Source organism: Candidatus Nomurabacteria bacterium (genome assembly GCA_023898645.1).
Classification (GTDB): domain Bacteria; phylum Patescibacteriota; class Saccharimonadia; order Saccharimonadales; family Saccharimonadaceae; genus UBA2112.
In genome coordinates this window covers 311,006-336,464 of record CP060232.1, presented here as the reverse complement: position 1 = coordinate 336,464, position 25,459 = coordinate 311,006, and the positions used below count along the sequence as shown (strand labels likewise).

Annotated in this window: 23 protein-coding genes; 2 read left to right on the top strand and 21 right to left on the bottom strand. The window is 47.9% G+C overall.

Annotated elements, in window-relative coordinates:
- Positions 1-61: 61 nt before the first annotated feature.
- From H6797_01630 to H6797_01610, 5 genes are all read right to left on the bottom strand, one after another.
- Entirely contained in the window at positions 62-1,162 is a 1,101-nt protein-coding gene (locus tag H6797_01630) for a LysM peptidoglycan-binding domain-containing protein (GenBank protein ID USN96879.1), read from the bottom strand.
- 393 nt (positions 1,163-1,555) lie between these two features.
- On the bottom strand, positions 1,556-2,761 hold the full coding sequence (gene mltG / locus H6797_01625; protein ID USN96878.1) for an endolytic transglycosylase MltG: 1,206 nt from the start codon (positions 2,759-2,761) through the stop codon (positions 1,556-1,558).
- The gene (gene ruvX / locus H6797_01620) at positions 2,751-3,152 is read right to left on the bottom strand and encodes a Holliday junction resolvase RuvX (protein USN96877.1); all 402 of its coding nucleotides are present in this window, start codon (positions 3,150-3,152) and stop codon (positions 2,751-2,753) included. Before ruvX ends, mltG begins: the two co-directional genes overlap by 11 nt.
- A complete protein-coding gene (locus H6797_01615) occupies positions 3,145-4,812 on the bottom strand; it encodes a hypothetical protein (GenBank protein USN96876.1) in 1,668 nt (555 codons plus the stop codon). Before H6797_01615 ends, ruvX begins: the two co-directional genes overlap by 8 nt.
- 3 nt (positions 4,813-4,815) lie before the next feature.
- Positions 4,816-6,084, bottom strand: coding sequence for a rod shape-determining protein (locus tag H6797_01610; protein ID USN96875.1), 1,269 nt, complete (start codon positions 6,082-6,084; stop codon positions 4,816-4,818).
- A 96-nt stretch (positions 6,085-6,180) separates the two neighbouring features.
- On the opposite strand from H6797_01610, the gene H6797_01605 reads away from it, so the two are divergent.
- Positions 6,181-7,164 carry a hypothetical protein gene (locus H6797_01605; GenBank protein ID USN96874.1) on the top strand — a complete coding sequence of 328 codons (984 nt, stop codon included), beginning with the start codon at positions 6,181-6,183 and terminating at the stop codon, positions 7,162-7,164.
- Here H6797_01605 and H6797_01600 read toward each other — a convergent pair.
- Positions 7,161-9,041 carry an alanine--tRNA ligase gene (locus tag H6797_01600; protein USN96873.1) on the bottom strand — a complete coding sequence of 627 codons (1,881 nt, stop codon included), beginning with the start codon at positions 9,039-9,041 and terminating at the stop codon, positions 7,161-7,163. The genes H6797_01605 and H6797_01600 overlap by 4 nt on opposite strands.
- A gap of 82 nt (positions 9,042-9,123) precedes the next feature.
- Here H6797_01600 and H6797_01595 point away from each other — a divergent pair, with 82 nt between their 5' ends.
- A complete protein-coding gene (locus H6797_01595) occupies positions 9,124-10,419 on the top strand; it encodes a hypothetical protein (protein ID USN96872.1) in 1,296 nt (431 codons plus the stop codon).
- Positions 10,420-10,424: 5 nt separating this feature from the next.
- Here the strand turns inward: H6797_01595 and mnmA are convergent, their stop codons facing one another.
- From mnmA to pyk, 15 genes are all read right to left on the bottom strand, one after another.
- Positions 10,425-11,450: a tRNA 2-thiouridine(34) synthase MnmA gene (gene mnmA / locus H6797_01590; protein ID USN96871.1), complete on the bottom strand. Its 1,026-nt coding sequence runs from the start codon at positions 11,448-11,450 to the stop codon at positions 10,425-10,427.
- Entirely contained in the window at positions 11,450-12,028 is a 579-nt protein-coding gene (locus H6797_01585; protein ID USN97096.1) for a YdcF family protein, read from the bottom strand. The genes mnmA and H6797_01585 overlap by 1 nt, the downstream gene beginning before the upstream one ends.
- A gap of 31 nt (positions 12,029-12,059) precedes the next feature.
- Positions 12,060-13,217 (bottom strand): cysteine desulfurase, encoded by a 1,158-nt coding sequence (locus H6797_01580; GenBank protein USN96870.1) that lies wholly within the window; start codon positions 13,215-13,217, stop codon positions 12,060-12,062.
- 21 nt (positions 13,218-13,238) lie between these two features.
- Complete coding sequence (locus H6797_01575) at positions 13,239-13,664, bottom strand: hypothetical protein (GenBank protein USN96869.1); 426 nt, start codon at positions 13,662-13,664, stop codon at positions 13,239-13,241.
- Positions 13,648-13,980, bottom strand: a complete 333-nt coding sequence (locus H6797_01570) for a hypothetical protein (GenBank protein USN96868.1) — start codon at positions 13,978-13,980, stop codon at positions 13,648-13,650. Before H6797_01570 ends, H6797_01575 begins: the two co-directional genes overlap by 17 nt.
- Before the next feature lie 57 nt (positions 13,981-14,037).
- Positions 14,038-14,781 (bottom strand): TatD family hydrolase, encoded by a 744-nt coding sequence (locus tag H6797_01565; GenBank protein USN96867.1) that lies wholly within the window; start codon positions 14,779-14,781, stop codon positions 14,038-14,040.
- The gene (locus H6797_01560) at positions 14,782-16,269 is read right to left on the bottom strand and encodes a methionine--tRNA ligase (GenBank protein USN96866.1); all 1,488 of its coding nucleotides are present in this window, start codon (positions 16,267-16,269) and stop codon (positions 14,782-14,784) included.
- A gap of 23 nt (positions 16,270-16,292) precedes the next feature.
- Positions 16,293-17,054 (bottom strand): ribosomal RNA small subunit methyltransferase A, encoded by a 762-nt coding sequence (rsmA, locus tag H6797_01555; protein USN96865.1) that lies wholly within the window; start codon positions 17,052-17,054, stop codon positions 16,293-16,295.
- 10 nt (positions 17,055-17,064) lie between these two features.
- A complete protein-coding gene (locus H6797_01550) occupies positions 17,065-18,270 on the bottom strand; it encodes a DUF348 domain-containing protein (protein ID USN96864.1) in 1,206 nt (401 codons plus the stop codon).
- A 72-nt stretch (positions 18,271-18,342) separates the two neighbouring features.
- Complete coding sequence (locus H6797_01545) at positions 18,343-18,798, bottom strand: NUDIX hydrolase (GenBank protein USN96863.1); 456 nt, start codon at positions 18,796-18,798, stop codon at positions 18,343-18,345.
- A 23-nt stretch (positions 18,799-18,821) separates the two neighbouring features.
- On the bottom strand, positions 18,822-20,945 hold the full coding sequence (locus tag H6797_01540) for a UvrD-helicase domain-containing protein (GenBank protein ID USN96862.1): 2,124 nt from the start codon (positions 20,943-20,945) through the stop codon (positions 18,822-18,824).
- A 24-nt stretch (positions 20,946-20,969) separates the two neighbouring features.
- Positions 20,970-21,968 (bottom strand): hypothetical protein, encoded by a 999-nt coding sequence (locus H6797_01535; GenBank protein ID USN96861.1) that lies wholly within the window; start codon positions 21,966-21,968, stop codon positions 20,970-20,972.
- Positions 21,965-22,741 (bottom strand): triose-phosphate isomerase, encoded by a 777-nt coding sequence (locus H6797_01530; protein USN96860.1) that lies wholly within the window; start codon positions 22,739-22,741, stop codon positions 21,965-21,967. The genes H6797_01535 and H6797_01530 overlap by 4 nt, the downstream gene beginning before the upstream one ends.
- A 40-nt stretch (positions 22,742-22,781) precedes the next feature.
- Complete coding sequence (locus H6797_01525) at positions 22,782-23,996, bottom strand: phosphoglycerate kinase (protein USN96859.1); 1,215 nt, start codon at positions 23,994-23,996, stop codon at positions 22,782-22,784.
- Positions 23,997-24,023: 27 nt separating this feature from the next.
- Positions 24,024-25,445 (bottom strand): pyruvate kinase, encoded by a 1,422-nt coding sequence (pyk, locus tag H6797_01520; GenBank protein ID USN96858.1) that lies wholly within the window; start codon positions 25,443-25,445, stop codon positions 24,024-24,026.
- Positions 25,446-25,459: the final 14 nt, after the last annotated feature.

Sequence of the window (25,459 nt, the reverse complement as noted above, 5' to 3'; positions counted from 1 at the left end):
ATAATTATACCATAAAAATTATTATTTTATAGTCTTTGCGCCGAACAAGATCAAACGACTACTAGTGAATATAGATGTAAGCTGCTGCCTGACCGGCTGTGATAGTCCTGCGATCCACGATATTGAACCCGCCGTAAGCGTAGTTGTTCATCTCACTGACGACAATGTTACCGTTCGCCGCAACACTTTCGACAACGGCAACGTGACCATACCAGCCACTGTTATCGACAAGAATCGCACCCTTAGTCGGCCGAGAGTTGACCAAGAAGCCTGCCGCTCTAGCGTAATCATCCCAAGTATTGGCATTACCCCAGTTACTGCCGACAGGAAGTCCAAGTTGTGTACGTCGCGCATACGCATACCAAGTACAGTTACCAAACGCGTAGCCGTTACCACCCGAATAGAAGGTCGAGGGTGCTAGCACTGGCGCGCTCACAGGCGCCACATAGCCAGGACGTAGTTCAACAGGGAGAGTTCCGTCTGGAATTACGATTTTAATACCAGGCTTCAAACCACCAAGCTCCAGGTTATTATATGAAACAACTCGATTTTTGTTCGCGCTATAAGTCGCAGCAACGCCTGCAATCGTATCGCCAGATCGCACGCTATAAATGACTCCGTTCACAGGTGGAATAACGAGTTTCTTGCCTACAGCCACGGAATCGCTTGTCATGTTGTTAGCCCAGCGAATCGTTTGAGTCGTTAAACCGAAATTAGAAGCAATCGACAATAGACTGTCGCCCTGTTTGACGACGTAAGTGGTTATACCACGGCTACCAACCGTTGGCTGGACTATCTGTGGCTTTACAATGGCGCTGTCGCTCGTCTGGGCGAGCTCATCCTTGGCAGCAAGAGACTGTGACATGTTGGCGACATAGGCAGAAACAGGCATATTTGTCTGTTCGGCAAGGCCAGCAGCGACATTAGTGGCAACTAACTGGTCGACCGATGGCGTGCCTGATTCAGGAGTAGCGACCGGTGACTGTACCTGGACCGCCGCGTTCGCAACGGTAGCACCAGCTGCAGACGGCTGTGGAGACTGGTAGCCAATAGTGACTACGGTAATGATAAGCACAAAAACGCCGCCATAGGCTGCAAATACACTTAATTTAGGTCTGCTTGTCTTTCGACGCTTTCCACTAGGAAGAATCTTACTCTTCATGCGGGCGACTGACGATATCTCGCCATCCGTAACTGATTGATTACGAATTATCGTTCTCCTGCCGCCTGTATTACTACAAGGGCTCTACCTTACTCTGTCTTTCTTCTCGCCATCTCGCAATTGGACGGTGGGAAAGGGGCGCGTGTCGACCAATTTCATATTAATTAATATTATTTGAAAGTTTGTTGACGCACCCGTACGACATTTGTCGGTAGGCTCATTTACACCTTACAATTACTCTCGCATATACCCGATACGCTGTCATTCGTATCATTGGTACGTTAGGTATTGAAGGAATAAATGTGCTGAAACCAGTTTACGCTTTGTTGCAAATTATGTCAATAAATGATTTTGTATAGATTTCATGTCAAATATGTCACAAATTGTGAAAAATTAAGGTATTAAGCACTTTTTTTGACAGTGTTGCGTCACGTTTTGCTGGTGGCCTTCTTCTGTTTTAGAAAAGTACGTTACGCCGTCGTCTCCGCTTAAGAAAAACAAGTAATCGTTGTTAGCTGGGTGAGCCACGGCAAGCAAGGCGCTATTGCCAGGTGTAGCAATCGGACCGGGTGGCAAGCCTGCGTATTTGCGAGTATTGTACGGGGAGTCGAGGCTAGGGCTAGGCGCAACGCCAAGTTTTTTGGCGGCGTATTGATACGTCACGTCCGAACCAAGCGTCATACCGGCTTTCAAACGATTTAGGAACACTCTAGCGACGGCCGGCATGTCTTTTATCGCCACTTCTCGCTGTACGATTGATGCGAGTGTAATCCCCTGGTAAAGCGTCAGACCTTGTTTTTTGAAAGCAGGAACAAGCTTATTGGTTGAAACATAATTTTCGAACTCACTAAAGAATCTCTCAAGGATAACGTCTACTGATGCCGAGTAGTCAAATTGAATCGTCTCACCGTAGAAATACCCCTCTAGATCAGCGTTCGCCGGCTTTGTAGCAAAGAGCGGGCTATCGTACGTCTTGCTCAGCGCCGAATCGACTTGCTGTGTACTATACCCCAGTCCCAGTAGGAGTTTTCGATTATTCGCTAATGTGTCACCGGGTAGAAACGTCACGTTAAATGTATCGGTCTTGCCAGAAACCAAGTGATCGACTGTCGCCGGCGTAGAAAGGCTAGGCTGGAGGCTATATACACCTGCTTTTAGCTTGTTTTCAGTTCCCGAAAGTTTAATGTAAATGGAAAACGCAATCTCATTTCTAATAATGCCGTCCTTTTTAAGCTCCTGACCTATAGCGGTCGGACTCGCACCGACGGGAATCGTCACTCTAACACGCTTTGTCGTGTCTGTCGAAACAGGAGTAAGCTCTTGCCTATACCACGCAAATGCCATGATGAAAATGACGACGAGAGCTGCAATGAGCACTGCAACACCGGCAAGTATCCATCTTCGTATACGATGCGATTTGGACGGTTTCGGAAGCGAAAGAGTATCGTACTTAGGCAGGGTTGGCGTCGGCTTAGGCGCAGGTAATTCATGGTCAGGCCTATATTCCGGTTGACGCTTTTGCGTAGTTTTACTCTCAGGGTTTTGAGCTGGGCGCTGTCGCTGAAACCCATCAATTGAACGTCTGCCATTAGGCTGCATGGTTAGCCTCCAAGTAGTCTTGCAAGATGATTGAAGCCGCCAGCGCGTCTATATCGCCTTTGCCGTATGGTTTACCGCTTGTCTTTAGTAAATTTTCGGCAGCGACACTGGTGACGGATTCATCCTGGTACACAACCTCAACGACGTCTTGCAGTTTATTGCCAAACGCCTCGCTGACTGTAGTCTGCTCAGTAGGATCACCCGATTGATTGCGTGGATAGCCAACAACAACTTTTTCAACTGCTCTCTCTTTAATAATATTTTTTATAACTTCAAGTTCAGTACCATCAACAACGACCGTAGTAAGCGGTGACGCAATAGGCACGATAGTGTCTGCCACTGCCACCCCTATTCGTTTGGTACCGACGTCCAGGGAGATGAGGCTAACCATTCTTTATAAGTCTAAATTGAATCGTTATTTTATTAGGATCGTTCGGTATGGATTGCACCCAGAACGGTGACAGATTGACACTAACATCGTTAACGCCGTCGATTTTTTTGAGACTATCGATAGCTTCGCCAGAAAGTTTGCCTCCGACCTGACTTTTAATCTCGCCATCGTCAATCTTTAACCCGACCTGACCCGTGCCAGTCATGTCGATAGTAGCAGGCTTTTTACCAGATGCAGCCTGGAAATTAGAGAACTTAACTGTCGAGACGCCGGTATCATAAATGCGCTTTGACTTGTCGCCGTTAAGCTGCTGTCCAATGGCGGTGCTCAAGTAGCTTTCGAGAGAGCTCTTAGAAACGCCCATCAAGGAATAAGTAATGTCGGCAGTTAATTTAGCTTGGCCAGACTTCACTTCTTCACCAATACCCGGAGTTAATTTAGGAGTGCCATCTACAGTAGAGAGGCTATCGTCAATCAACACGATGTCGTTACTAAATTTAGCCTGTAATTTCTTTTTCTCATCATCAGTATTTTGCTGTTTAAGCTGCTCGAGTGCCGACTGAACATCGCTGGCACTGACAACTGTTGCCTGGTGTTTCTCGCCCCCTGCAATACCGTCTGTCGAAGTAGCCGACATAGTGCTGTCATAACCAGCCACAGCAAAAGTTGTTCCTGCGGTCGTATTATACGTGTCGCCAACATCTTCTGCGACAACATTAACTGGCGCTGACTCACCAGGCGTATCACATTTAAAATCTGAGTTAGTGTCTTTACCGCCAGGCACAACAACTGTCGATTGCGCTATGTAGTTTAGCCCGTTAACACTAAGGTATGTACCTGAGTTGACAGTGACATCATTTGCAGACTGGCAGTTTTCGAATACAACCGTTCCACTCGCTTTCGTACCAACGTCTTTCTTGCCTGTCGCATCGAAACTAACGCTCTGCGTTTGCTTGTCTGTCTGAGTGATTGACGAAAGCGTATTCTTGGTTGCATCGTTAGACAATGAATCGCCGATTGAAAGAGTAGTTTTGATGTCGACGGCCGACGTTTTAGCACTGACAATGACCGTTGCATGCGGAGCGACTACGTTCGCCCAAACCAAAAACGCAATAAGCAGTACGCCACCGACGGCACCAAAGGCCATTTTTTTGCGAAACATGCCAAAATCAGGCACCTTCACGCGTGATTTCTTCTTGTCGTCAACGTCAGCCTTTTTGGGCTTAACGTCACTGTTCATGTCGAGACTTTCAAGATCTTCGGGGACGATGATTTCCTCCTCTTCTTCGTCTTTGATACCGGCATGATCACCAACTGGCAAATCGCCGCCGTCAATTACGTCGTCATCGCTATCGCTTTTGCTGCTGCTTGAGTCTTGCGCATCTGCAAGCCTGGGTGGAGACTGTAAGGTTTTAGCGACAGGTATTTTAGCACTTGCAGCCAAACTAGCGAGAGCGCTGCTACTTGTTATGAGTACTAGGCGCTTACCTGCATTGTCGGCAGTCCGCGCAAGCAGCCGTAAGTTGACGGCACTCTGAAGCATGCCCGTCCGTTTCGGCGGTACGAGAGCAACAATTTTTTCCTTGGCATCTTTAACTTTGCCGATAATTGCCGTGATGTCGTCTTCGACATCGATGTATATGACTGCCTTCTTTTGCATAATTTAAATTCTCAGTATGCGATTAACTTTTTCCTTGAGGCTATCGCCGTCGCTGCTGCCCATAATTGTATCATAGCCAACCCGCAAAAGCCCCATTGCGGTTATGAATGTATGATCAGTTACAGTACCCGTCGTGTCGGTAATGCCTACGACTTCCGACGGCTTAATGCGATGAACTGTCGGTCGCTTGGTAAATGGTAAATCTTTGTACCAATCGCGCTTACTCAGGGCTTCCATGAGTGGTTCCAGGCTAGCGCCACCGCCGCAGAGTAAAATGCGACTCGGCAAATGATCAACGGAGTCAAATTCGCTGAGCGCTAGTTCAACGCCGGAAAGCCAAACGTCCAACGTTTTGTCGACAGCGGCCATTGCCTGCTTTTTGACACTTTCTTTCACTTGTTCGTTGCCTAGGTGTATTTTTAATTTTTCGGCGTCATTATAACTAAGATCCATGTCGGTCATGATTGTCCGCGTAAAGCTGCGGCCCCCTATACCAAACATTTCGGTGCCTTCAACTCCGCCATCGTTTACTACAGCTATGTCTGTAGTACCACCGCCGACGTCGGCCAGAATTGCCGTAAACGTACTGTTGGCATCTGTACCGAGCACACTACGACTGACTGCAAACGGCTCGGCTGCCACCGCGACCAGCTCCAACGCCAAATCTTCCGCTACTCGTTCGAGCGCTCCAATGTGCACCATTGGCGCAAAGGCCGTGTAAATCTGCACCGAAACGTCCTTGCCTTGAAATCCGATTGGATTAGACACCTTGTAGCCATCTATATGGATACTAACGAGCGCACTGTTGACCAACTTAACTTCGACGTCTTCATTGCCTGTTTCGAGGGCAATCTGCCGCTGCGCCTTTACCTGCGACCGCTCTTGTACCTTTTCTATGATGAACTGCATTTCATTGACGTCGAGTGGCTTGTCGGGCTGTGGCCTGCGATACTTAATTGTATTAGTTAAACCTTTAACCAACTCGCCTGCTATACCTATAACCGCCTTTTTAGCCTGCATGCCAGCTTGGTCTTCTGCCTGTGCAAGTGCGTCTTCGCAATTGCGAACAACGCCGGCGATATCAGCGATTGCGCCACTATGCATGTCGCTAACATTCTGACGAGCACGCCCAACGCCAACAATCTCAAGTTCTTCACCCTTGACCTTAGCAATCAGTGCCTTGACGAACTCGGTACCAATATCAAGACCAACTATATAGTCTTGGTCAGAAGACATATGTTGTCGCACGGTACGTAATTTATTGAGAACCATGATTGCACCTATTATATACTAGTCGCGCTTATGGTGGCTAGTCTAATAACACCTATGGTTTCTTTAATGTAAAAAACATGGTAACATGCGGCTAATATGAGCGGCTCGGAGATTCCCGATTTCAATACAAGCCCAACTGAAGCAGAAACTACTACTCCAGAGAACTTACTAGCGGCCTATGAAGTTGATCTTGCCGATAAATTAGAACTGTTCAAACAAACACTCGACTCAGACAGGCAAGCCGATGTCATCCTCCATACCTTTAATTTCCGCAATGCAGAATTGCCATACAAAATTTTTGTTCCACCCCATATCCGGAAAGCCGCTAAGCAATTCGGCCGACTCGACTCTGTCGATTTAGAATGCTCCTTCCTAAAAGGAAGTGGTGGCACGACGTTTAGTTTGCAGTTTGAATTTTGCGATGATCAAAACAATATAACTCGAATCACCGTGGAACGACCCTACAATTACAATCTGACACAATCAGAGCATCAAGATATCGTTTCTACCACTCTGGAAGACGAAAATGGAAGGCCCATAGAGACGGATACTATTCGCCCTTTCAACTTTAAACAGTTCAACCGATGCCTTGCGAGCCTGGTATACAGCGGCCCGAACATTAAGCTGTCACTGTTTGACAGTTTCGACTGGCACAACGAAGATTTCGACACCATGGCCGATAACTTCATGAGTGTTGCCGACTATACGACAAGTAGCTATGAATACCTGCTCGACGACGAGCAAGGTGGTCTAGCGGGTTCATTTAGCTACGAAACATTCAACGACACTATGGCAAGTCTGCAACTTTATAGGCTCGACCGACAGCATATAGACGCAGGACCTGATGACATTCGCTTATTTGAAGATGCCATTGAAACGACAATCGCACCGATTAATTCACATAGAATGACTTTTTGTAAGCACAGCCGTGTAAACGAACAGTATTCGCAAGAAATGTTCAATCCGAACGCATCCGACTTTGTGGCAATGTTTGATTTTATTGATAAGCAAATTCAAGCAGTCGAACCAACCCAGATTGAAGCATTTGACGACGACAGTACGCAACCACCAGAAGATTAGACTAGGACGGCTTTAATACGACGAATACCAGCGGAAGACGCTTCTTCTTTGGTAATCTTGAACTTCTTGCCACCTTCTGCCAACTGGCCGGTATGATCAACATGCGGACCACCGCAAATTTCAAGACTTGCGACCTTGTCGCCTTCTCCCATTTGATAAACCTTCACCTGAGCATCGTAGCGCTCGCCAAACGGACCGATGGCTCCCATGTCTAGCGCCTCTTGCGTTGGATAAAGCTTGAAACTAACTGGCAGATCTTCGGCAATCCAACCATTCACTAGTTCTTCGGCTCTTGTTTTTTCTTCGTCAGTCATTTTACGGTCGAGATTAAAATCAAATCGTAAACGCTCTTCGGTAATGTTGCTACCGTGTTGGCGAAGCTCAGTGCCAAAAATTTCGCGAAGTGCAGACTGAAGCAGGTGAGTCGCGGTGTGGTATTTTTTGTGTTGCATCGTGTGTCCGCCCAGGCCGCCCTTGAAGTCGCCTTTTGCGGCTGTCTGCGAACGCTGGCGCTGTTCTTCCATCTTGGCGTCGAATTCTTGGCGCCAGGTGTCTGAAACTTTGATCTCTTGCTTGTAGACTTCTTCCATCGACAGTTCAACAGGAAAACCGTACGTATCATAAAGTGTGAATAATTCCGCACCCGTCAGGCCGTCACCAGCGAATTTTTGTAATTGCTGCAATCCTTTGCGAAGTGTCTGGCGAAATGCTTTCTCTTCCTTGATAAGAACAGCGATGACGTTTTCGCGATTTTCGGCAACTTCAGGGAAGTCATTGTGGTACAAGTCTGCAATGACCGGCACGACTTCTTGCATAAAGTTTTGCTCGACGCCCAAATCAAATGCGAAGCGTACAGCACGTCGAACAAGTCGGCGCATCACATAGCCCTGCTGCTTGTTGCTCGGTACGCAGCCGTCAACCGCCAAAAATGTCGCGGCACGTAGATGATCAGCAATCACTCGCATGCTTTCCTGATGACTATCGTACTTTTTACCGCTCAGTTTTTCGAGCTTCTCGATGATCGGCCACATGAGGCTGATCTTATACACGTCTGGGTCGTTCAGCTTAGCGGCGGCAATTCGCTCAAGACCTGAGCCGTGGTCGATGTTCGGATGTTCGAGTGGCTCAAACGTACCTTCGGCAACCTTGCGATACGCCATAAATACGTTGTTGCCGATTTCCATAAAACGGCCACAGTCACAGTTCGGGTGACAAAATTCGCCATACTCTGGATTGTGCGGAGTGCCGAAATCGTAGAACATCTCGCTGTCTGGACCGCACGGATCGCCAACTGGCGTATGCTCTGGATCGCCATTGCGGCTCCACCAGTTCTTGCTGCCGTCGTAGTAAAATATGCGTTCACCTTCGTGAATGCCGCGTCGGTAACCATCCTCCTCGCTACCGATGTCAGCTTCGCCACTACTCAGCCCTTTTGATTCAAACAACTTCTTCCAAACCTGCGCAGCCTCAGTATCTTTGACAATGCCATACTCTGGCGCGCCGATGAAACACGTCACATACAGCTTGCTCATATCGAGCTCTACGACAGTGTCTAGAAATTCGAACATCCATTCGACCTGCTGCTCCTTAAAGTAGTCGCCAAAGCTCCAGTTGCCAAGCATCTCGAAAAACGTCGTATGACGGTTGTCGCCAATGTCATCTATGTCTTGTGCACGAAGGCACGTCTGGCTGTCTGCAACGCGCACGCCGTCTGGGTGTGGCTCGCCCAGCAAATACGGAATAATCGGCTGCATGCCGCTACCAGTAAAGAGCGTCGTAGGGTCATCATGTAGGACCAACGGCGCGCGGCGAATTACTTTGTGCCCGCGCTCTTCAAAGAATTTCAAATATTCGTTTCGGATTGTCTCGGTATTCATCCCTGTTATTGTACCAATCCTCGGCATGCGCGTCCACCCGTGTATTTGATATAAGAGCAAGCAAATGATATAACGGAGCAAAATGGGAGAAAAGAAAGAGATTTCAAATGACTCTGGCGAGTTTATCGTACACTTACCACCTAAACAGCTGGTAAGTAATTCGTATTGGCAGAAAGAGCTAAGTCCTGATCCTAGCAAATATATCGAGACGTATCTTGGTGACCAGGGTACAGCTCATCAAGAAAACATATCTTACCTTGCGTCAGAATTTAAACGCGAAGATACGCCGCTCGCGCCAACATGCGTATTGATTCCTGTCGCCGCCCATCAGGAAAGCGAACGCATAGTGCCCACTATGGCAGAATATGCCAAACAAGAAACAGATGACCCCTTTAGCGTAGTACTCTACTTAAACGCCCCGACGACCGCTAGCTATGCCGAAATTCGGAAAGCCGAACTTGCCGTTGCTCGTGCGAAACGAGAATTCCCACACCTTGATTTACGCGCGTCTAAAACACATGAATACAAAAATCCCGTTATAGGCGCCATCCGCAAGAGACTATGGGACGCAACCATGTTACTTAGTCATTGCGAAGGGCTATTCGAGGAATCAGGCGATGTCGTTGGATTGAATCACGACATCGATACGGAATGGATGCGGCGCAACTTCATGCACAATGTACAGAAATACTATGCGTCATATCGCTCACAAAATAACGCAGCTGGACTAAATAATTATTTAAAACCTGCCGGCACCCAACTAAGTCACGCCTACGACTCAGAACGACCAAACATTTCAAAGGTTGTTTTTTGGTATGACTATATACATAAACACCGGACTCCCTACTCTACATATGAAGCCGGCCTCGTCGTACCATTTAGCACTTATGCAAAAAATAATGGCTTTGCGGAAGAGTCGCAAACGTATGAAACTCGCACCATGACAGCACGGGGGCTTGCTGCAAAAATTCCGGGAACTCACCACAAAACATCGGCTCGACGATTCACATCGCGCCTTCCTTCCGTAGCTGTCAATTCAGTATGGAGTAACGAAACTTTTGGCGCCAACGATGACTGCCGCACTGAAAATCTACCAGGCGACATCACTCCGGCACGGGCAAAAAATCTAATTAAAAACACACTTAGCGACATCTTTTTATCATTTTTCGATCAAATTATCATCGATTATCAACGTGGCGTAGGGTATTTAGATTTTCCCGCAAGGATGACAAAGCAAAAAAATCTTGCCGTAGCCATACTTGAGCGGCTAGATAATACCGGTGAATTAGCGCGCTATGTCGATGAGACTTTTGTCATTAGTTCAATGGTCAAAGAAGTACACAGCGGACGAGTGCCGTCAGTTTTAATACCGACGTAATTACTCTACGCGACGATACCGCCGCCAAGACAGCGACTGTCGTCATATATGACAATGGACTGACCTGTCGCTACGGCGCGCTGCGGTTCATCGATATATAGCATGTCGCCCTTTAAGTGTGCGGTGACTAGCGGCGCACGATGACGCACGCGTATTTGGTATTCGCCATCTGCCGGCGTGTTGTTAATCCAATGAACACTATCAAGTCGTATGTCGTGACGCCACAAAGATTCATTGCTCAAATCACGCGACACATAGACTTCATTTTTATCCATGTCTTTTCCGACGACATAGTACGGCAAACCGCCGCCGACGTCTAAACCATGGCGCTGGCCAAGCGTGTAAAAAATCGCGCCGTCATGTACGCCAACCTTTTCACCGGTTTGCTTATCTACAATCGCACCTGGTTTTTGCTCTACGTATTGGCTCAAAAAATCGCGAATTCCTATTTGCCCTACAAAACAAATTCCCTGACTATCGGGTTTTGCAGCCGTTGTCAGTCCGCGCTCTTCGGCCATCTTACGAACTTCTGGTTTCGTAAATTCACCAAGAGGAAACAATGTCTTTTTTAGCGCTTCGCCTGTGACTCGATAAAGAAAATACGTCTGATCCTTATTGCTGTCTTTAGCAAGCTTGAGTACACCATCTTCAACGCTCGCATAATGACCAGTTGCTATCATATCGGCACCACGTTCCAGCGCTGCATCCAAAAACAAGCGAAATTTTACCTCTTGATTGCACATGATATCTGGGTTTGGAGTACGACCAATTTTATATTCTTCAATCATATAGTCGACAACCTTGTGTTTGTATTCGTTTTCAAAATCAAACACTTCAAAATCAATACCTAAGTGCACCGCGACTCGCTTAGCGTCCGCCAAATCGTCAGCCCACGGACACCTAAGCCCCGGTAGGTCTTGCGTCCAGTTTTTCATGTAAACACCAGTTACGTCGTAGCCCTGCTCGACCAAAAGTGCGGCAGTAAGACTACTATCAACGCCACCGCTCATACCGACGAATACTTTCGTCATCAGTAGCTGCCCCCAGCAAAGAACACAATAATTTTAACCATTTCACTAACAGCCAAATACCAACCAGTTGCCGAAAGCCACCACCATTGTGACCACTGATCGTCAGTCTTAACCGGGTGGTTTACTATTTTAATTGCCATACCCGCTCGCTTACCAAACTCCAAACCGGCTCGTCGTTGGTGATACGCAGACGTCACTAAAATCACCGAATTGATATGATGTTGCTCGAATATATTAATGGCATGGTCAGCATTTTGCTTGGTCGTCTCACTGGTTTCGTCGAGCAATATTCTACCTGCTGGAACACCCGCCGCCAACGCTTGAGTTCTCATAGCCTCAGCATTGCTCGGGCCCGACTTGTCCGCGGCTGCGCCCGAAAATACTAACAGTGGCGCCCATCCGAGTTTGTACATATCAATTGCCTGCGCCGTACGAGCGCGAGTGTCGCCACCGCTAATTGCCACGACTGCGTCGACAGTCTGACAATCAACAGGTGCAGGTGTCGGATAATCTTTACATTTGCTCAGACCATCGGGGCCTAAGTAGGCACTAACGCCGTTCACCACAACTAATGCCATGATAATAAATGCCACGAAAGTAACTGGTAATTTAAACACGGTTAATCCTCGCCTTTTCACGATTAACCTCGGCTATAATTGCTTCCGCCGCAAAATCAATTGCGACTTGATCAGTGTCCTTACCCAAGGTCAGCCGCAGGCTACCGTCCGCTGTCGCGTCGTCCAGCCCGATAGCAGTCAATACATGCGACCGCGTACCTTTGTTAGCAGCGCAAGCACTACCCGTCGCTACCAAAACGTCTCGCGACTCAAGCCCGAACACTAATCGTTCGGCATCGAGTCCTGGAAATGAAATATGCAAGTGCCCGGCCAAACGGTGCTTTTGGTGACCAGATACTGCGGCTTCGGGAAATGCATCGCATAATTTTTTTTGAAGTTCATTTCGTAGTCCAGATAACCGAAAAACTTCCTGGTGACGACGCTTGTCGGCCTGTCGCATGGCAACCGCCATACCAATGGTTCCAGCGACATTTTCGGTACCGCTTCGGAGACCTTGTTCTTGGCCGCCGCCAACAATCTGTGGCTGCAGTTTTACCGAACGTGCCGCATAAAGCAGTCCGACTTGCTTCGGACCGTAAATTTTCGCCGCGTTAAGCGTCAACATGTCTACTCCTAGCCGCGCAACATGTAGGTCAAGCTGGCCTGCGCCCTGTGACGCGTCGCAATGCAAATACAGCGGAGTCGTGCTGCCCTGGGAAAGCCTGTCGTTACGCACACGAGCTACGCCCTCGGCAATTTTACTTATGGGCTGAATCGTACCGATTTCGCTATTAGCCAAACCTACGCTCACTAACCACGTATCCTCTCGGATTGCTTTTATAATTTCGTTAACGTCAACACGTCCGTTATGGTCGACGGGAACTAGCGTGCAGTCATGTTGCTTCGCTGCTGCTAAAACCGCTTGATGCTCGGCTATAGTCGTCACCACGTGGCCGCTACCAGAGCCAAACGCCAAATTGATTGACTCGGTCGCGCCGGCTGTCATAGTCAATTCACCAGAACGTGCACCAATGATAGACGCTATCGTCGCTTTGGCAGCCTCGTATTCACGCCGTACGGCAACGGCTGGCGCGTAGGGGCTAGACGGATTGTAAAACTTTTCAGCAAAATAAGGCTGCATGGCAGCCAGTACATCTGAGTCGAGTGGCGTTGCGGCCGCGTGATCAAGATAGACAGTCATCGTATCCATTATAACGTATCGCCAATGCGGTTATGCCGAGGCGAGTCGTTTACCGGACACTGGGTCGCGGTGATAAACATCACGGGTGACTTTCTCGAAGTAGAGTCGCATCGCAGTTACTAAGTTAGTCAGCTCGCTGCCTTCAATGTAATAGTATCGAGCACCCTCTTGCACTTTCAGTATGCCGTTTTCATGAATCTCATAACGAGTTGTCGCCTGCTGCTGTTGACCTTTTGAGTCCACCCACTCCTCGTACCATACCCATGTCGTCGGATCAATATTGAAGAACTGCCGATGATGCCCGACTGGAATCGGGCCAAATAAGTGACCACCAATTTCGCTCTCGCGCTGAATGAGCTCGCGACGCGTCGGTTTGGTACGACGCGTAAAACCAGTAAACTTCACGTCGTCACTACCGGTAAGTAACTTCAGAGATTTTTTAAACAGACCAGCCATTTTTGATTACCTCCTCGCGTTGATATTCAATAAACTCGCCTAAATGCTTAACGTACGGCAGAATCTCATGCGCATAGTCAACTTGCTGTTCAGTCTGAGTACGTCCGGCCACCTGTCGCGAGGCTTGACTAGTCTCCGCTCCGTCAGCAAGTGCTGTTTTTGCAAAATAATATCGTTCCAAATCAGCTTTGGCTTCGTTAATTCTTTTTTGACGCGCTGCTTCCAATGGGTCATAGCTCCTACCTTCAATAGGCTGAGTGGCAGGAGTTTCGTTCGTAGCTGGTGGTCGGTAGACGTCGTTTGGTGATGATTGCATCGATAAATCCAATTAATGTGATGTTTCGCGTGTTTGTATTGGATTTTTTTAGAAACGCTATAGTTTAAACAGCGCGGTCGCATTTGCGGTTGTTGCGGCAGCCACGTCTTCGACAGAAATTCCGCGAATCGCAGAATGGTGTTTCGCCACTTCACTCACATATGCAGGCTCGTTTATAGTACCACGATAAGGGGTAGGCGTCAAGAACGGCGCATCCGTTTCGAGCAGCATTTTGTCGAGAGGAACGGTTGCATAGAGTTTTTGCTGCGCCGGGTCTTTTGTGAACGTACTGATGCCGTTAACACCAACGAAAAGACCACGTTCAAATGCCTTGTCTAGATTGGTCTGTATGTCAGTAAAACTGTGTAGTTCGCCACGAATACCATGGAAATTGTCAAATACAGGCCAGAAATCATCAAACGCTTCACGCACATGGAAAATGATTGGTAGATTGTTATCGAGTGCTGTCTGTATCTGCGATTCAAGCGCCGCAATCTGAACATCGCGCGAACTATGATTATAAAAATAATCTAGACCTATTTCACCGACAGCAACAACTCCTTGCTTGGCAAACTCAGAAATTTTGGTACAACCATCCTTGGAGTCGTGAGGGTGCACGCCGACTGCCGCATAAACACTATCGTGTTCGGCGGCAAACTTTATTGCGTCCTCGGAACTTTGCTCGCTCGTACCGACGCAAATCATCTTTTCGACGCCTTGCGCTGCTGCGCGTTTTAAAACATCGTCAACCGAAAGTGGATAATCCGCCTCATGAATATGGCAATGAGTATCAATCAACACTTAAGCTCCTTTTGGGGCGTGTGGATCTGGTGTGTGTTTGTAGATTTTCGGATAAAGCACACCCTCTTGTTGCACAACAACGCCAGTTTCAAACGTTTTGTGTATGTAGTTAGCAGTGTTCGGCATAAATGGCACGAGTAAATCGGCAATCTGTAGCAACGTACCGACGGCAGTAGAGAGAATTTCGCTAAGATGCTCTGCAACATCCTTGTCTTTTTCGCGGTCTTTTGCAACTTCCCAAGGCTTAACTCTCTCAAGGTACTGATTAAGATTGCGGACATTCTCCCACACGTGATCGAGCGCTACGTTGAAATTCAAGCTGTCCATAGCATCACGGTATGGCAACATGTCGTGCTCAGCCTGTGGCGCGTCACCGATGACACCAGCCTGATAACGCGTAATCATAGCTGCCACACGTTGAACTAAATTACCGAGGTCGTTGCCAAGCTCTGTATTATAAGCCGTTTCAAATTTCTCCCAGGTGAAATCGCCATCGTCCTGCGTAGGTATGTGACGAGCAAAGAAGTAGCGGAAAGCATCGACACCGTAACCATCGATAATTTCAATCGGATCTACGACGTTGCCTACCGTCTTGCTCATCTTGGCTCCGCCAACATTGACGAAACCGTGCACTAGCAGTGACTTTGGCAGCGGCACTTCAAGACCAAGCAACATCGCCGGCCAAATACCCGCATGGAAACGCAAGATGTCTTTGCCGATTACTTGTACGTCAGCTGGCCAGTATTCTGCCCATTCTGCTTGGTCGGGGTACCCAAGCACCGTGATGTAATTTGCAAGCGCATCAAGCCATACGTACATTACTTGGTTAGGATCGTTCGGTACGGGTATTCCCCATGTCAGGTTACCTTTTGGTCGACTAATACTTACGTCTTTCAGACCGTCTTTCATCAATTCCAAAAATTCTCGTTTGCGAAATTCAGGAACGATTTTCAATTTATCCTTTTCAATGGCTTCACGAATCTTATCAGTAAATGCACTCGTTTTTAGATAGTAATTTTCTTCGCTTACTCGTTCGTACGGCTTCTGGTGGTCTGGGCAAGTACCGCTGTTTGCCTGAACTTCTTTGTCCGTAAAAAAGGCTTCGTGGCCAACGCAATACCAGCCTTCGTACTTACCTTTGTAGATGTATGGTGCGAGCTTTTGCCAGATCCACTGCACGGCGGCCACATGGTGGTCGTCGGTCGTGCGAACAAAGTCGGTATACTGTGCTCCAACCTTTTGCATGAGCGCCTGGAAGTTCACGACCATTTGATCGGTGTAGGCTTTTGGCTCGAGCCCAGCTTCCGCTGCCTTAGCGGCAATTTTATTACCATGCTCATCGGTGCCCACCTGAAATCGAACTTTTTTGCCGTTTTGCGTCTGGTATCTTGCCCAGATGTCGGCAATCAGATAATCAAGTGCATTGCCAATATGCGGCTTTGCATTGACGTACGGTATAGCTGTGGTGATGTATAAGTTTTTTCCCATTGGGGTAATTATAACAGATAGACTTACAAAAGCTTGAGCCAGTCACTAATTGATAAATCTTCGGCACGAGCATCAGGCGATATGTCAGCTTTTGTAAGCATCTCCTCGACTTCTTGCTTTGAAATACCAAGCCCACCGGACAGCGACGAGCGAAGTTTTTTGCGCTTTGCGGAAAAGCCAGCTTTAACCACGCGGAAAAACGCTTTTTCATCTTCGGAATTAACGAGTGGCTGCGAGTGCGTCTCCAGTACCACGACTCGGCTGTCGACTTTCGGCGGCGGGGTGAACAGCGCCGCTGGAACGACATCACCCAAACTCACCTCGGCAAAAACCTGTGCGCTAATTGCCAGAATACTCATATCTCCCTGCTTGGCCGCCAGCCGCTCGGCGACTTCTTTTTGTACGAGCAACACCGCATTGGCAGGCTTATTGTCTGCCGTCATAAGTAGCTGTACGATTTTGCTCGTAATGTAATAGGGCACGTTAGCCACTACCTTGTATCCGGCAGGTAGCTTGCTCAGATCAAATGACAAGATGTCGGAATGAACGACCTCTAAGTTCTTGCCTGGAAACTGGCCGGGGAGTTTACGTGCCAACTCCGCATCAAATTCAACGGCAATGACTTTGCCAGCTCGTCGCAACAGTTCAGATGTCAACGTACCTAAGCCGGGACCGATTTCGAGCACGGTATCATCAGGAGTCAGGTTTGCGCAATCAGCAATATGCGCGAGTACATCGCGATCATGTAGCCAATGCTGCCCAAGAGATTTATTCGGAGCTGTCATAATTATTATTTTACCAGTGGTTGTTCTCAAGCCAGAATATATATGCATTCTTCCAACTACCATATCGTCCGACCGCATAACTCGATGCCCACTTTAACTGCGTTACAGGGTTGGTTTGCCAATCACTTCCAGCACTCGACATTTTATTGCCAGGTGTTGCTTGTACTAACCCGTACCCTACCATAATCTCACCGCTAAATGAGCAGTCGACCGCTCCGCCCTGTATCTTGCATGGGTTCCAGCTGCGATTTTCGTGATCAACGATATAGCTAACAAATCCATAATCACTCGAAGCTATACCGGCAGCAGCCATCCAATCTTGGTGAGAACCAGGAGGCGGAGCTGCACCGACAATCTCAATTTGTTCTTTTGGCTGCTTTAATATGATGCTTTGAATTTCTTTACGACCTATCTCTTTTCCATCACGCATGTTGATTTCGTATGTCACGTTTCTTAGGCCGTCGACCCCTTGAGTCTTGACTTGGTGATAGCCCAATGGATGATCAAAATCTTGCACCTCTCGCACAGGGAAAGCAATCACCTCTTTAGCTGTAGCTGTCTGTATACCATCTCGCCAAATTTCTATTTTCATTCCACTGACCAAAGGTGCATCTTGAGGCACAGACATATCATCACTTGGCGCTAGCTCAATTCCTTTTTGCTTTAGCATCTCTCCTACGGTCGCCTCGTGGCTATACGCTGTAATTTCAGTGCCGTAGAGCTTTAGAGTAAACATGGTAGCACGATCTATTGTCAGTACATCACCAGCGCCGTCAGAAACAATGTCGTTACTTGAAGTTAGCGTAGTACGATCTTCGTCGTTAAGGATAATACCGGCCGCACCCGTAATTCCCTCAGGTGTCTGTGCGGCTGTCATAATTTTTGCGCGAACTGCTCCATCGACGACGATGACCGGTCGAGCACGATAGATATTGACCGTATAGTCAGTCGCGACAAGCCGATCACCAAGATTCGGCTCAACGGTGTCTTGGCTAACAACCGGTATATGCGCGTCGGCAAGTGCATCACGAACAGTTTGCGCATGCGTCAAAATAACTCTCGTTTCACCGCGATCATGGATAGTAATCAAACGACCGTTCTGAGCAGAATCAGTTGTCGCTGCGTTTGCGTGGCTGGCAAAAAATCCTCCAGCTACAATAAAGCATGCCCCTACCAAGAAGAGCCGGCGTTTTAGAGTGATTAAATGCATGTTCATGTATAAAAACCCACGCAACGGGCTCACTCCATTGTACTGGAGCAGGCAAAAATGAGCAATTTTTTACACTAGTTATGTATGATATTTAGCAATAATCTCAAGGGCAAGAGCAGACACGTGTTTAGGCAGGTCGTCTGTGCGAAACCACGCAACATGTGCTATTTCTCTTGGGTTATGGGGTGTGTCGGGTAAATCAGCTCGTTTAACCTTTACATGAAAAACTGGCGCGTCAAACGGAAGATTGAGCTCAGCCCTAGGCACCGTCCTGAGGTGACGCAACTTAGACGTCGCTACGTCTATACCTGTCTCTTCGTATAATTCACGCTGAGCCGCAGCCGGCAATGACTCCCTGCGATTCACTCCACCACCCGGAAGGCTCCACCGTCTCCCCTTCGCGATGACACCACGAAGCAACAAAACTTCGTCTTTTTCATTCGTCACCAACACACGAACGCGCGGGCGTCTTGTCACTTTGGTGTAAAGCCGTAAACCGATAACTGCAAACGGACTAACAACTAGACCGGCCATCAAATATACGCGACGTCGATGCTTCACAACTTTTCTAACCGTGCATACTCGGCATTTAGCTTTTTTGTGCCGCCGCGATCAAAACGAATCGTCACCGCCAAGCCGTCAACATCAATGATCTCACCGTCTCCGAACGCCGCTGCACGTACACGATCGCCAACTTCAAACGGTAGTGCGTCACTCATAAATTCGTCGTACTCGCGGTCTATGCCAAACACTGGTTGTTCAATCGCTGCCACTTGGTCGCCCATATCACCTATAAAACGCGAGACATCATTATAAGTACGTTGACCAAACTGTAGTCGCGCACGAGCATACGTTAAATGCAATTCCTCGCGAGCTCGCGTCATACCCACGTAACACAATCGGCGCTCTTCTTCGAGCTCGGCAGGACCAGCATCGTAAACTCTGCTATGAGGAAAGATTCCTTCCTCCATGCCCACCATAAACACGACTGGAAATTCCAAACCCTTAGCCGCGTGAAGTGTCATTAGTGTTACTTTATCTCCATCTGCGGCACTATCTGCACTTGAAATCAACGCTGCTTCTTCTAGAAATTCAGACAAACTTGCAAACACTTTTACGTCCGAGATTAATGAACCTATGTTTTCTTCGCGTTCCTCGGCCTGCGGAGTACCATCTTGCAAATAATCACGATAGTTTGTGACCTTGATAAGACGCTCGATGATGTCGGCTGGCGCCGCTTCTTCCTGTACCATCAACTGCAATTCACGCAGGCGTGAACCAAGTACTCCAAGCGCAGTCTTGGCTCTTGGCGTCAGCCCGTCGGCCTCATGGACGTGATAAAGCGCATCAATGATGTCCATACCTGTCTTGCTCTGCCATATCAGAAACCGCTCGAGACTCGTCGCACCGATGCCACGTGTCGGTACATTGACGATCCTACTGAAACTCAAACGATCATTTGACTGATAAATGATACGTAGATAAGCGATGATATCTTTAATCTCTTTGCGGTCATAAAATCGCACGCCGCCTATCAGTTGATAGGGAATACGTTGCAAGCGAAACGCCCTTTCTAGCGCCGCTGATTGTGCGTTCATGCGATACAGTACTGCGAAGTCGTTGTATCGGCGCGCACCCATGCTCACATGCGTCGCAATCCGTCCAGCAACTAGACTCGCCTCCTCGGTTTCATCGTACGTCGCGTGCACCTCAACCGGCGCACCTTCGCCCTTGTCCGTCCATAGCTCCTTGTCGGTTCGAACCTTGTTTTTACTAATGACAGTTTGAGCGGCACTGAGTATCGCGCTAGTTGAACGATAGTTTTGTTCTAGTTTAATAACCGTCGTCGATGGATAATCTCGCTCAAAATTCAAAATATTTGTAAAATCAGCACCACGCCAACTGTAGATTGATTGCCAGTCGTCACCTACGACACAAATATTTTGGTCTTTACCCACTAAATATTTAACGATGGCGTACTGCGCAGCATTTGTATCCTGATATTCGTCGATAAAAATGTATTTGAATTGCTGCTGCCATTTCTTGCGAATGTCTGGGTAATCACGCAAAAGTCGAACTGTTTCTATAAGTAAATCATCAAAATCGAGTGCTCCGGCAGCTTTTCGCAACCGTTCGTAACTTGCATATATCTTAGCTATATTACGGGCATTCGGATAATTTGCCGACGACTCCATGTCTTCGGGAGTCTTGAGCTCATTCTTTGCGTTTGAGATGATACTACTAACTGCTCTCGGCTTGATTTGTTGTGCATCTATAGACAGCTGTTTCATGGCTTGTTTAATCAAACCCTGGCGATCATCTTCGTCATATATAACATAATTCGGCGCAACCTTAATTGCCGCGCCATCCTGCCGCAATAACCGTACACATATACCATGGAACGTCCCCATCCATGGCATATAGGAACGTGGAACTTCTCCGCTTTTGCCATCAGTTAACTTCCATACCCTCTCGCGCAACTCACGAGCCGCCTTGTTGGTAAACGTAACCGCCAAAATTTCATTTTGCCAAACCGACTCATGCTGCATAAGATACGCAATCCTATGTGCCACGGTCTTTGTCTTGCCACTGCCAGCGCCTGCCAAAATCAACAACGGTCCAGACGTTTGACGCACAGCGGCAGTCTGTGCCTCATTAAGACCCTCAAGGATATTTTTCATTCCTATCTAGTATACAGGATGCCGCTAAGGCTTGATGACGAAAAAGTAAGCAGCACCGGCAACTGCTATTGAGAGAACAATAATGACTGCAATGATAATGACAATGCCCCAGCCTGATTTCTGTTTCGGCGGATGTGAAAGTGACTGAGTTGCAGCTACTGGCGCAGCTTTAGTCGAAGTAAGTGTATCGTCCGGTACGTCTCCAGCATCTCCAGACTCCAAAGACTGAAGTGCTTGATGTGATGATGTATCAAAAGCTGACTCAATATTCTGTAGTTGCAGATCTTGATTATCAGTCTCGGAACTAAAATCCTCGGCGTTTAGCGTCTGTTGCTGATCTGCGCCTGTATTCTCAGGAGAATTTTCGTCTCCAGCATCAACCAAACCACCCTGTTCACTAGTAGTAGCGCTATCAGCAACGACTGGGCCGCCCGTCGGTGGTTCACCACCAAGTGGACGCTTTTCTACTTTCGCGTCCGTCAGAAAAGGAGATGCCGATACAAGTTCTTGGGCTGCCGATGGCACAGTGGTTACTGGAGCGGTCGGTGCTGGTGTAGCCGGGGTAGTCGGTGCTGGCGGTACCGGACCAACAAGTCGCGGCGGTGTAGACTCTGATGTCGGTGGAGCTGATCGCATATCTGCAGACGGATGCACAACATCCATGAATCGTCCACTGCTAGGTCGTTTAGCAACAGGCGCCGCGGGTTTGTCCATTATAGAAGGAATCACACCTGCTTTTTCGGCCGCATCTAGCTTCTCTTGGTCTAGCTTAATGACGCGTGCCGTATCGCCATCAACACTCAAATTACCAGCAGCGGATTGTCCGCTATTAGTTTCAAGCGATTCACTGCCGATTTCTTCGACTACTTTATTAAGAGCGTCGTATGCTGGCTTTTGATCTGACTGCAGCGTAGAACTGATAGACAACGTATTTTGCGGATTTACGTCGTCCTTTTGTACAGGTGCTTTACCCATCAAAGAATTAACAGCTTTGTCTAGCTCGTCAAAATCAATATCGCTCATTGCTCGTCCTCTATTCCGTGCGCAGCAGCGACGATTGCTTCAAATTCCTCTACCAACAAACTAGCGCCGCCCACAAGTAATCCGTCCACACCGTCTGTTTTGAGGTATGCCGACGCATTATTTGATTTCACACTACCGCCATAAAGTACACGCAATTCGCTTGCCGCCTTTTCACCGTACAGATGAGTAATTTGACGTCGTATGGCACGCGCGGCTTTTTTAGCATCTTCAGGCAAAGCATTAACTCCTGTGCCAATGGCCCAGACTGGTTCGTATGCGACTGTAATGTGACTAAATTCCTCACTGGTAACATTTGCCAAGCCGCCCAGTAATTGGTCGTGGATGACATCGGCCGTTTCGCCAACAGTTCTTTGATGCGCAGTTTCACCGACACAAAGGATCGGCTTGATGCCGTTTCTAATTGCAGATTGAACCTTGCTGCGAATATCTTTGTCGTGTTCATGAAATATATGGCGACGCTCACTGTGACCGACGATAGCGTAGTCGACTAGCCCTCGAAGCTGCACCGCAGACACTTCACCTGTAAACGCTCCACTATCGCGCCAATAAAAATTCTGAGCCGCCAGTTTGAACTGCCGACGATCAACCTGTAGGCTAAGCGGCTGCAAAGCAAGGAACGTAGGAGCTATGACCACTTCTACGTCACGATGAACAGATACTCTCTGCGAGAGCTTGTGTACGAACATGCTGGCATCATGAACGTTCATGTTCATTTTCCAGTTACCGACGATAAGTTTTTTGGTGGTTGACATACCGCTTACGCTTTCTGCAATTAGTTTACTCTATTTTCTTTTATGCGTCGAGTAGGCATTCGACGCCAGGTAATTTTTTGCCAGCCATCAGATCAAGGCTCGCGCCTCCACCGGTTGAAACGTGGGTAAAACTACCGCCTTTTTTGCTATCCCACTTCAATACGAAATCGGCCGTATCTCCACCTCCAACGATTGAAGTGACGTTAGGGTGCGTCGCTAGCGACAAAGCAAGCCGGGCTGAACCATGTGCAAAATTAGAAAACTCTGACATACCGAGCGGTCCGTTCCAAATTACCGTACCAGCGTTTTCTACTACGCTACAGAATCTCTCGATTGTCTGTGGTCCGATGTCAAACGCTTTTTCTTCTGGCTTTATCTGACTAACTTCACACTCCTTTCGAGGAACTGTGTCATTTATCTCTGTTGCCACGGCAACATCAGTTGGCAATATCAGAAAGTCGTCTGCTTTTTCACCGGCTTTTTCGCGTACGGCAGTATACACGCCGTCAAGAGTTTCCTTTTGGTCGGCCTCAACTTTGCTAGCTCCCATATCAACGCCTTTATACGCCAAAAAAGTATTCGCCATCGCCCCGCCGATCAGCACAGAATCGGCAAGTTTAACAAATCGTTCAACTACTTGAACCTTGTCGCTTACCTTGGCGCCACCAAGAACGGATACAAACGGTCGTTTAGGATTTTCCATAGCCTGAGTAATTGTGACGTATTCCCTTTCGAGTAGCAGTCCGGACACGCTCGGAAGCTGCAATGTGATCGCATGCGTACTAGCGTGCGCCCTGTGAACAACGCCAAAACCATCTTGCACAAAATAATCCGCCTGTGCCACATGAGCAATCCCCTTTGCAAAGTCGTCGTCGTCTTCCTCTTCTCGGGGGTCAAAACGAAGATTTTGCAACATGACAATGCTCTTAGCCGGCGCCTTATTCACCTTCTGGTAGGCGGCGTCGCCGACGATATCGTCGACAAACAACACTTCTTGCCCTATAAGTTCGCTTAGTCGTACCGCTGCTGGCTCCATACTAAACTGCATATCGTGCCCCTCGGGTCGGCCTAGATGACTCATCAGAACCAAAGAGCAGCCTTGGTCTAACAAATATTGCAGCGTGGGTAGGCTGGCTCGGATTCGCAAGTCATCACTCACCTTGCCGTCTTTAAGAGGAACATTATAGTCTACACGCACCAACACCCGCTTACCCTCCAGCGGTACGTCACGAATCGTCTTTTTGAAGAATCCCACCTTCGCCACCCTTTCTATTAATTAGGTCTATTCTAGCACACGAACTCTAATTGTGTCCGTTCCACCAATAAGTCCTGGCTGTCGCCCACTCACGATAACGACCGTTATTGGTGATTCGTCACCGAAAAAGCCTTCATCTTTCAGTTCTTTGACTAGCTTAAAACCGGCCCTTTCGCCGTCAGGACGAATAAAAGATTTGTTTGCATAACTCAGTGCCAATTGCTGAGCGGCTCGAGGCTCACTCGTAACGCTAAAAATCGGCAAATTTGGACGATTTGCCGCGATGTGTGCCGCTGTCGCTCCAGATTTTGTTTCAGCAACAATCACAGACGCACCAAGCTGATCTGCCAAACTTACTGCGGCCACACTGATTGCATCACGGGCAGACTTTTTACCCTTCAGTACGTCTACAATAGGCGCCACCAAGGCATTGTCTTGGGTGTACAGAATCACTTTTTTCATAGCTGCTACGGATTCAACAGGGTAGCGGCCATTGGCAGTTTCATCGCTGAGCATCACCGTGTCGGCACCCAATATAACCGCGGTTGCCACGTCGCTCACTTCGGCGCGGGTTGGCTCAGGGGAGTCAACCATGCTAGCAAGCATCTGCGTCGCGACGATTGATAATTTGTCATACTTGCGGCAGAGGGCAATGATTCGACGCTGAACGATTGGCACTACTTCCGTACCCGCTTCTACGGCTAAATCACCACGTGCGACCATAACGCCATCACTTGCTTTGACTATATCTTCGAGCACGCCTTCTCGAACGGCCGCCTTAGTCTCAATCTTGGCAATGATTTGTGCCGTCGAGCCGTGACTTAATAATATTTGACGCAAATTATGTATATCTTCTGCCGACTGCACGAAGCTCAATGCCACGTAATCAATGTCTTTGGCGGCACCGTATTCGATATCTTCTAAGTCTTTGTGAGTCAAAATGTCTCCGGCAAAGTCAGTGTCGGGTAAATTGATGCCTTTACGACTCATCAACACGCCGTCGTTCTCGACTCTCACTACAATCGTATTTTCATCCGCTACGCTCGTTACAGTAGTTCGGATCTTGCCGTCAAAAATATAGAGCGGCTCACCTTCTTTTACCTTTTCGGCCAAGTTATATTGAACTGGTATCAAGTGGTCGCCGTCGTGCTCGGCGCCATGTCGCAACGTCAGTTCGTCGCCTGTTTTTACTTCTACATTCTGCTGTAAATTACCCAAGCGAATTTTTGGTCCCTGAAGATCCTGCAAAATAGCAACAGGCTTACCTTTTCTTGCACTTACTTCTCTTATGGTAGGGATGATCGTGTCACACTCTTCATATTTGGCGTGACTAAAATTCAATCGGAAACCGTTCACGCCGGCAGATATCATTTTTTCTATCATTTCTGGGCTATTAATCGGTGGACCGACCGATGCTAATATTTTTGTTCTTTTAAACTGTACTGTCATATGGGGCCATTATA

Coding starts and splice junctions, on each gene's coding strand:
- H6797_01630 (USN96879.1), bottom strand. CDS start 1,162: ATGAAGAGTAAGATTCTTCCTAGTGGAAAGCGTCGAAAGACAAGCAGA.
- mltG (USN96878.1), bottom strand. CDS start 2,761: ATGCAGCCTAATGGCAGACGTTCAATTGATGGGTTTCAGCGACAGCGC.
- ruvX (USN96877.1), bottom strand. CDS start 3,152: ATGGTTAGCCTCATCTCCCTGGACGTCGGTACCAAACGAATAGGGGTG.
- H6797_01615 (USN96876.1), bottom strand. CDS start 4,812: ATGCAAAAGAAGGCAGTCATATACATCGATGTCGAAGACGACATCACG.
- H6797_01610 (USN96875.1), bottom strand. CDS start 6,084: ATGGTTCTCAATAAATTACGTACCGTGCGACAACATATGTCTTCTGAC.
- H6797_01605 (USN96874.1), top strand. CDS start 6,181: ATGAGCGGCTCGGAGATTCCCGATTTCAATACAAGCCCAACTGAAGCA.
- H6797_01600 (USN96873.1), bottom strand. CDS start 9,041: ATGAATACCGAGACAATCCGAAACGAATATTTGAAATTCTTTGAAGAG.
- H6797_01595 (USN96872.1), top strand. CDS start 9,124: ATGGGAGAAAAGAAAGAGATTTCAAATGACTCTGGCGAGTTTATCGTA.
- mnmA (USN96871.1), bottom strand. CDS start 11,450: ATGACGAAAGTATTCGTCGGTATGAGCGGTGGCGTTGATAGTAGTCTT.
- H6797_01585 (USN97096.1), bottom strand. CDS start 12,028: ATGGCATTAGTTGTGGTGAACGGCGTTAGTGCCTACTTAGGCCCCGAT.
- H6797_01580 (USN96870.1), bottom strand. CDS start 13,217: ATGGATACGATGACTGTCTATCTTGATCACGCGGCCGCAACGCCACTC.
- H6797_01575 (USN96869.1), bottom strand. CDS start 13,664: ATGGCTGGTCTGTTTAAAAAATCTCTGAAGTTACTTACCGGTAGTGAC.
- H6797_01570 (USN96868.1), bottom strand. CDS start 13,980: ATGCAATCATCACCAAACGACGTCTACCGACCACCAGCTACGAACGAA.
- H6797_01560 (USN96866.1), bottom strand. CDS start 16,269: ATGGGAAAAAACTTATACATCACCACAGCTATACCGTACGTCAATGCA.
- rsmA (USN96865.1), bottom strand. CDS start 17,054: ATGACAGCTCCGAATAAATCTCTTGGGCAGCATTGGCTACATGATCGC.
- H6797_01550 (USN96864.1), bottom strand. CDS start 18,270: ATGAACATGCATTTAATCACTCTAAAACGCCGGCTCTTCTTGGTAGGG.
- H6797_01545 (USN96863.1), bottom strand. CDS start 18,798: ATGGCCGGTCTAGTTGTTAGTCCGTTTGCAGTTATCGGTTTACGGCTT.
- H6797_01540 (USN96862.1), bottom strand. CDS start 20,945: ATGAAAAATATCCTTGAGGGTCTTAATGAGGCACAGACTGCCGCTGTG.
- H6797_01535 (USN96861.1), bottom strand. CDS start 21,968: ATGAGCGATATTGATTTTGACGAGCTAGACAAAGCTGTTAATTCTTTG.
- H6797_01530 (USN96860.1), bottom strand. CDS start 22,741: ATGTCAACCACCAAAAAACTTATCGTCGGTAACTGGAAAATGAACATG.
- pyk (USN96858.1), bottom strand. CDS start 25,445: ATGACAGTACAGTTTAAAAGAACAAAAATATTAGCATCGGTCGGTCCA.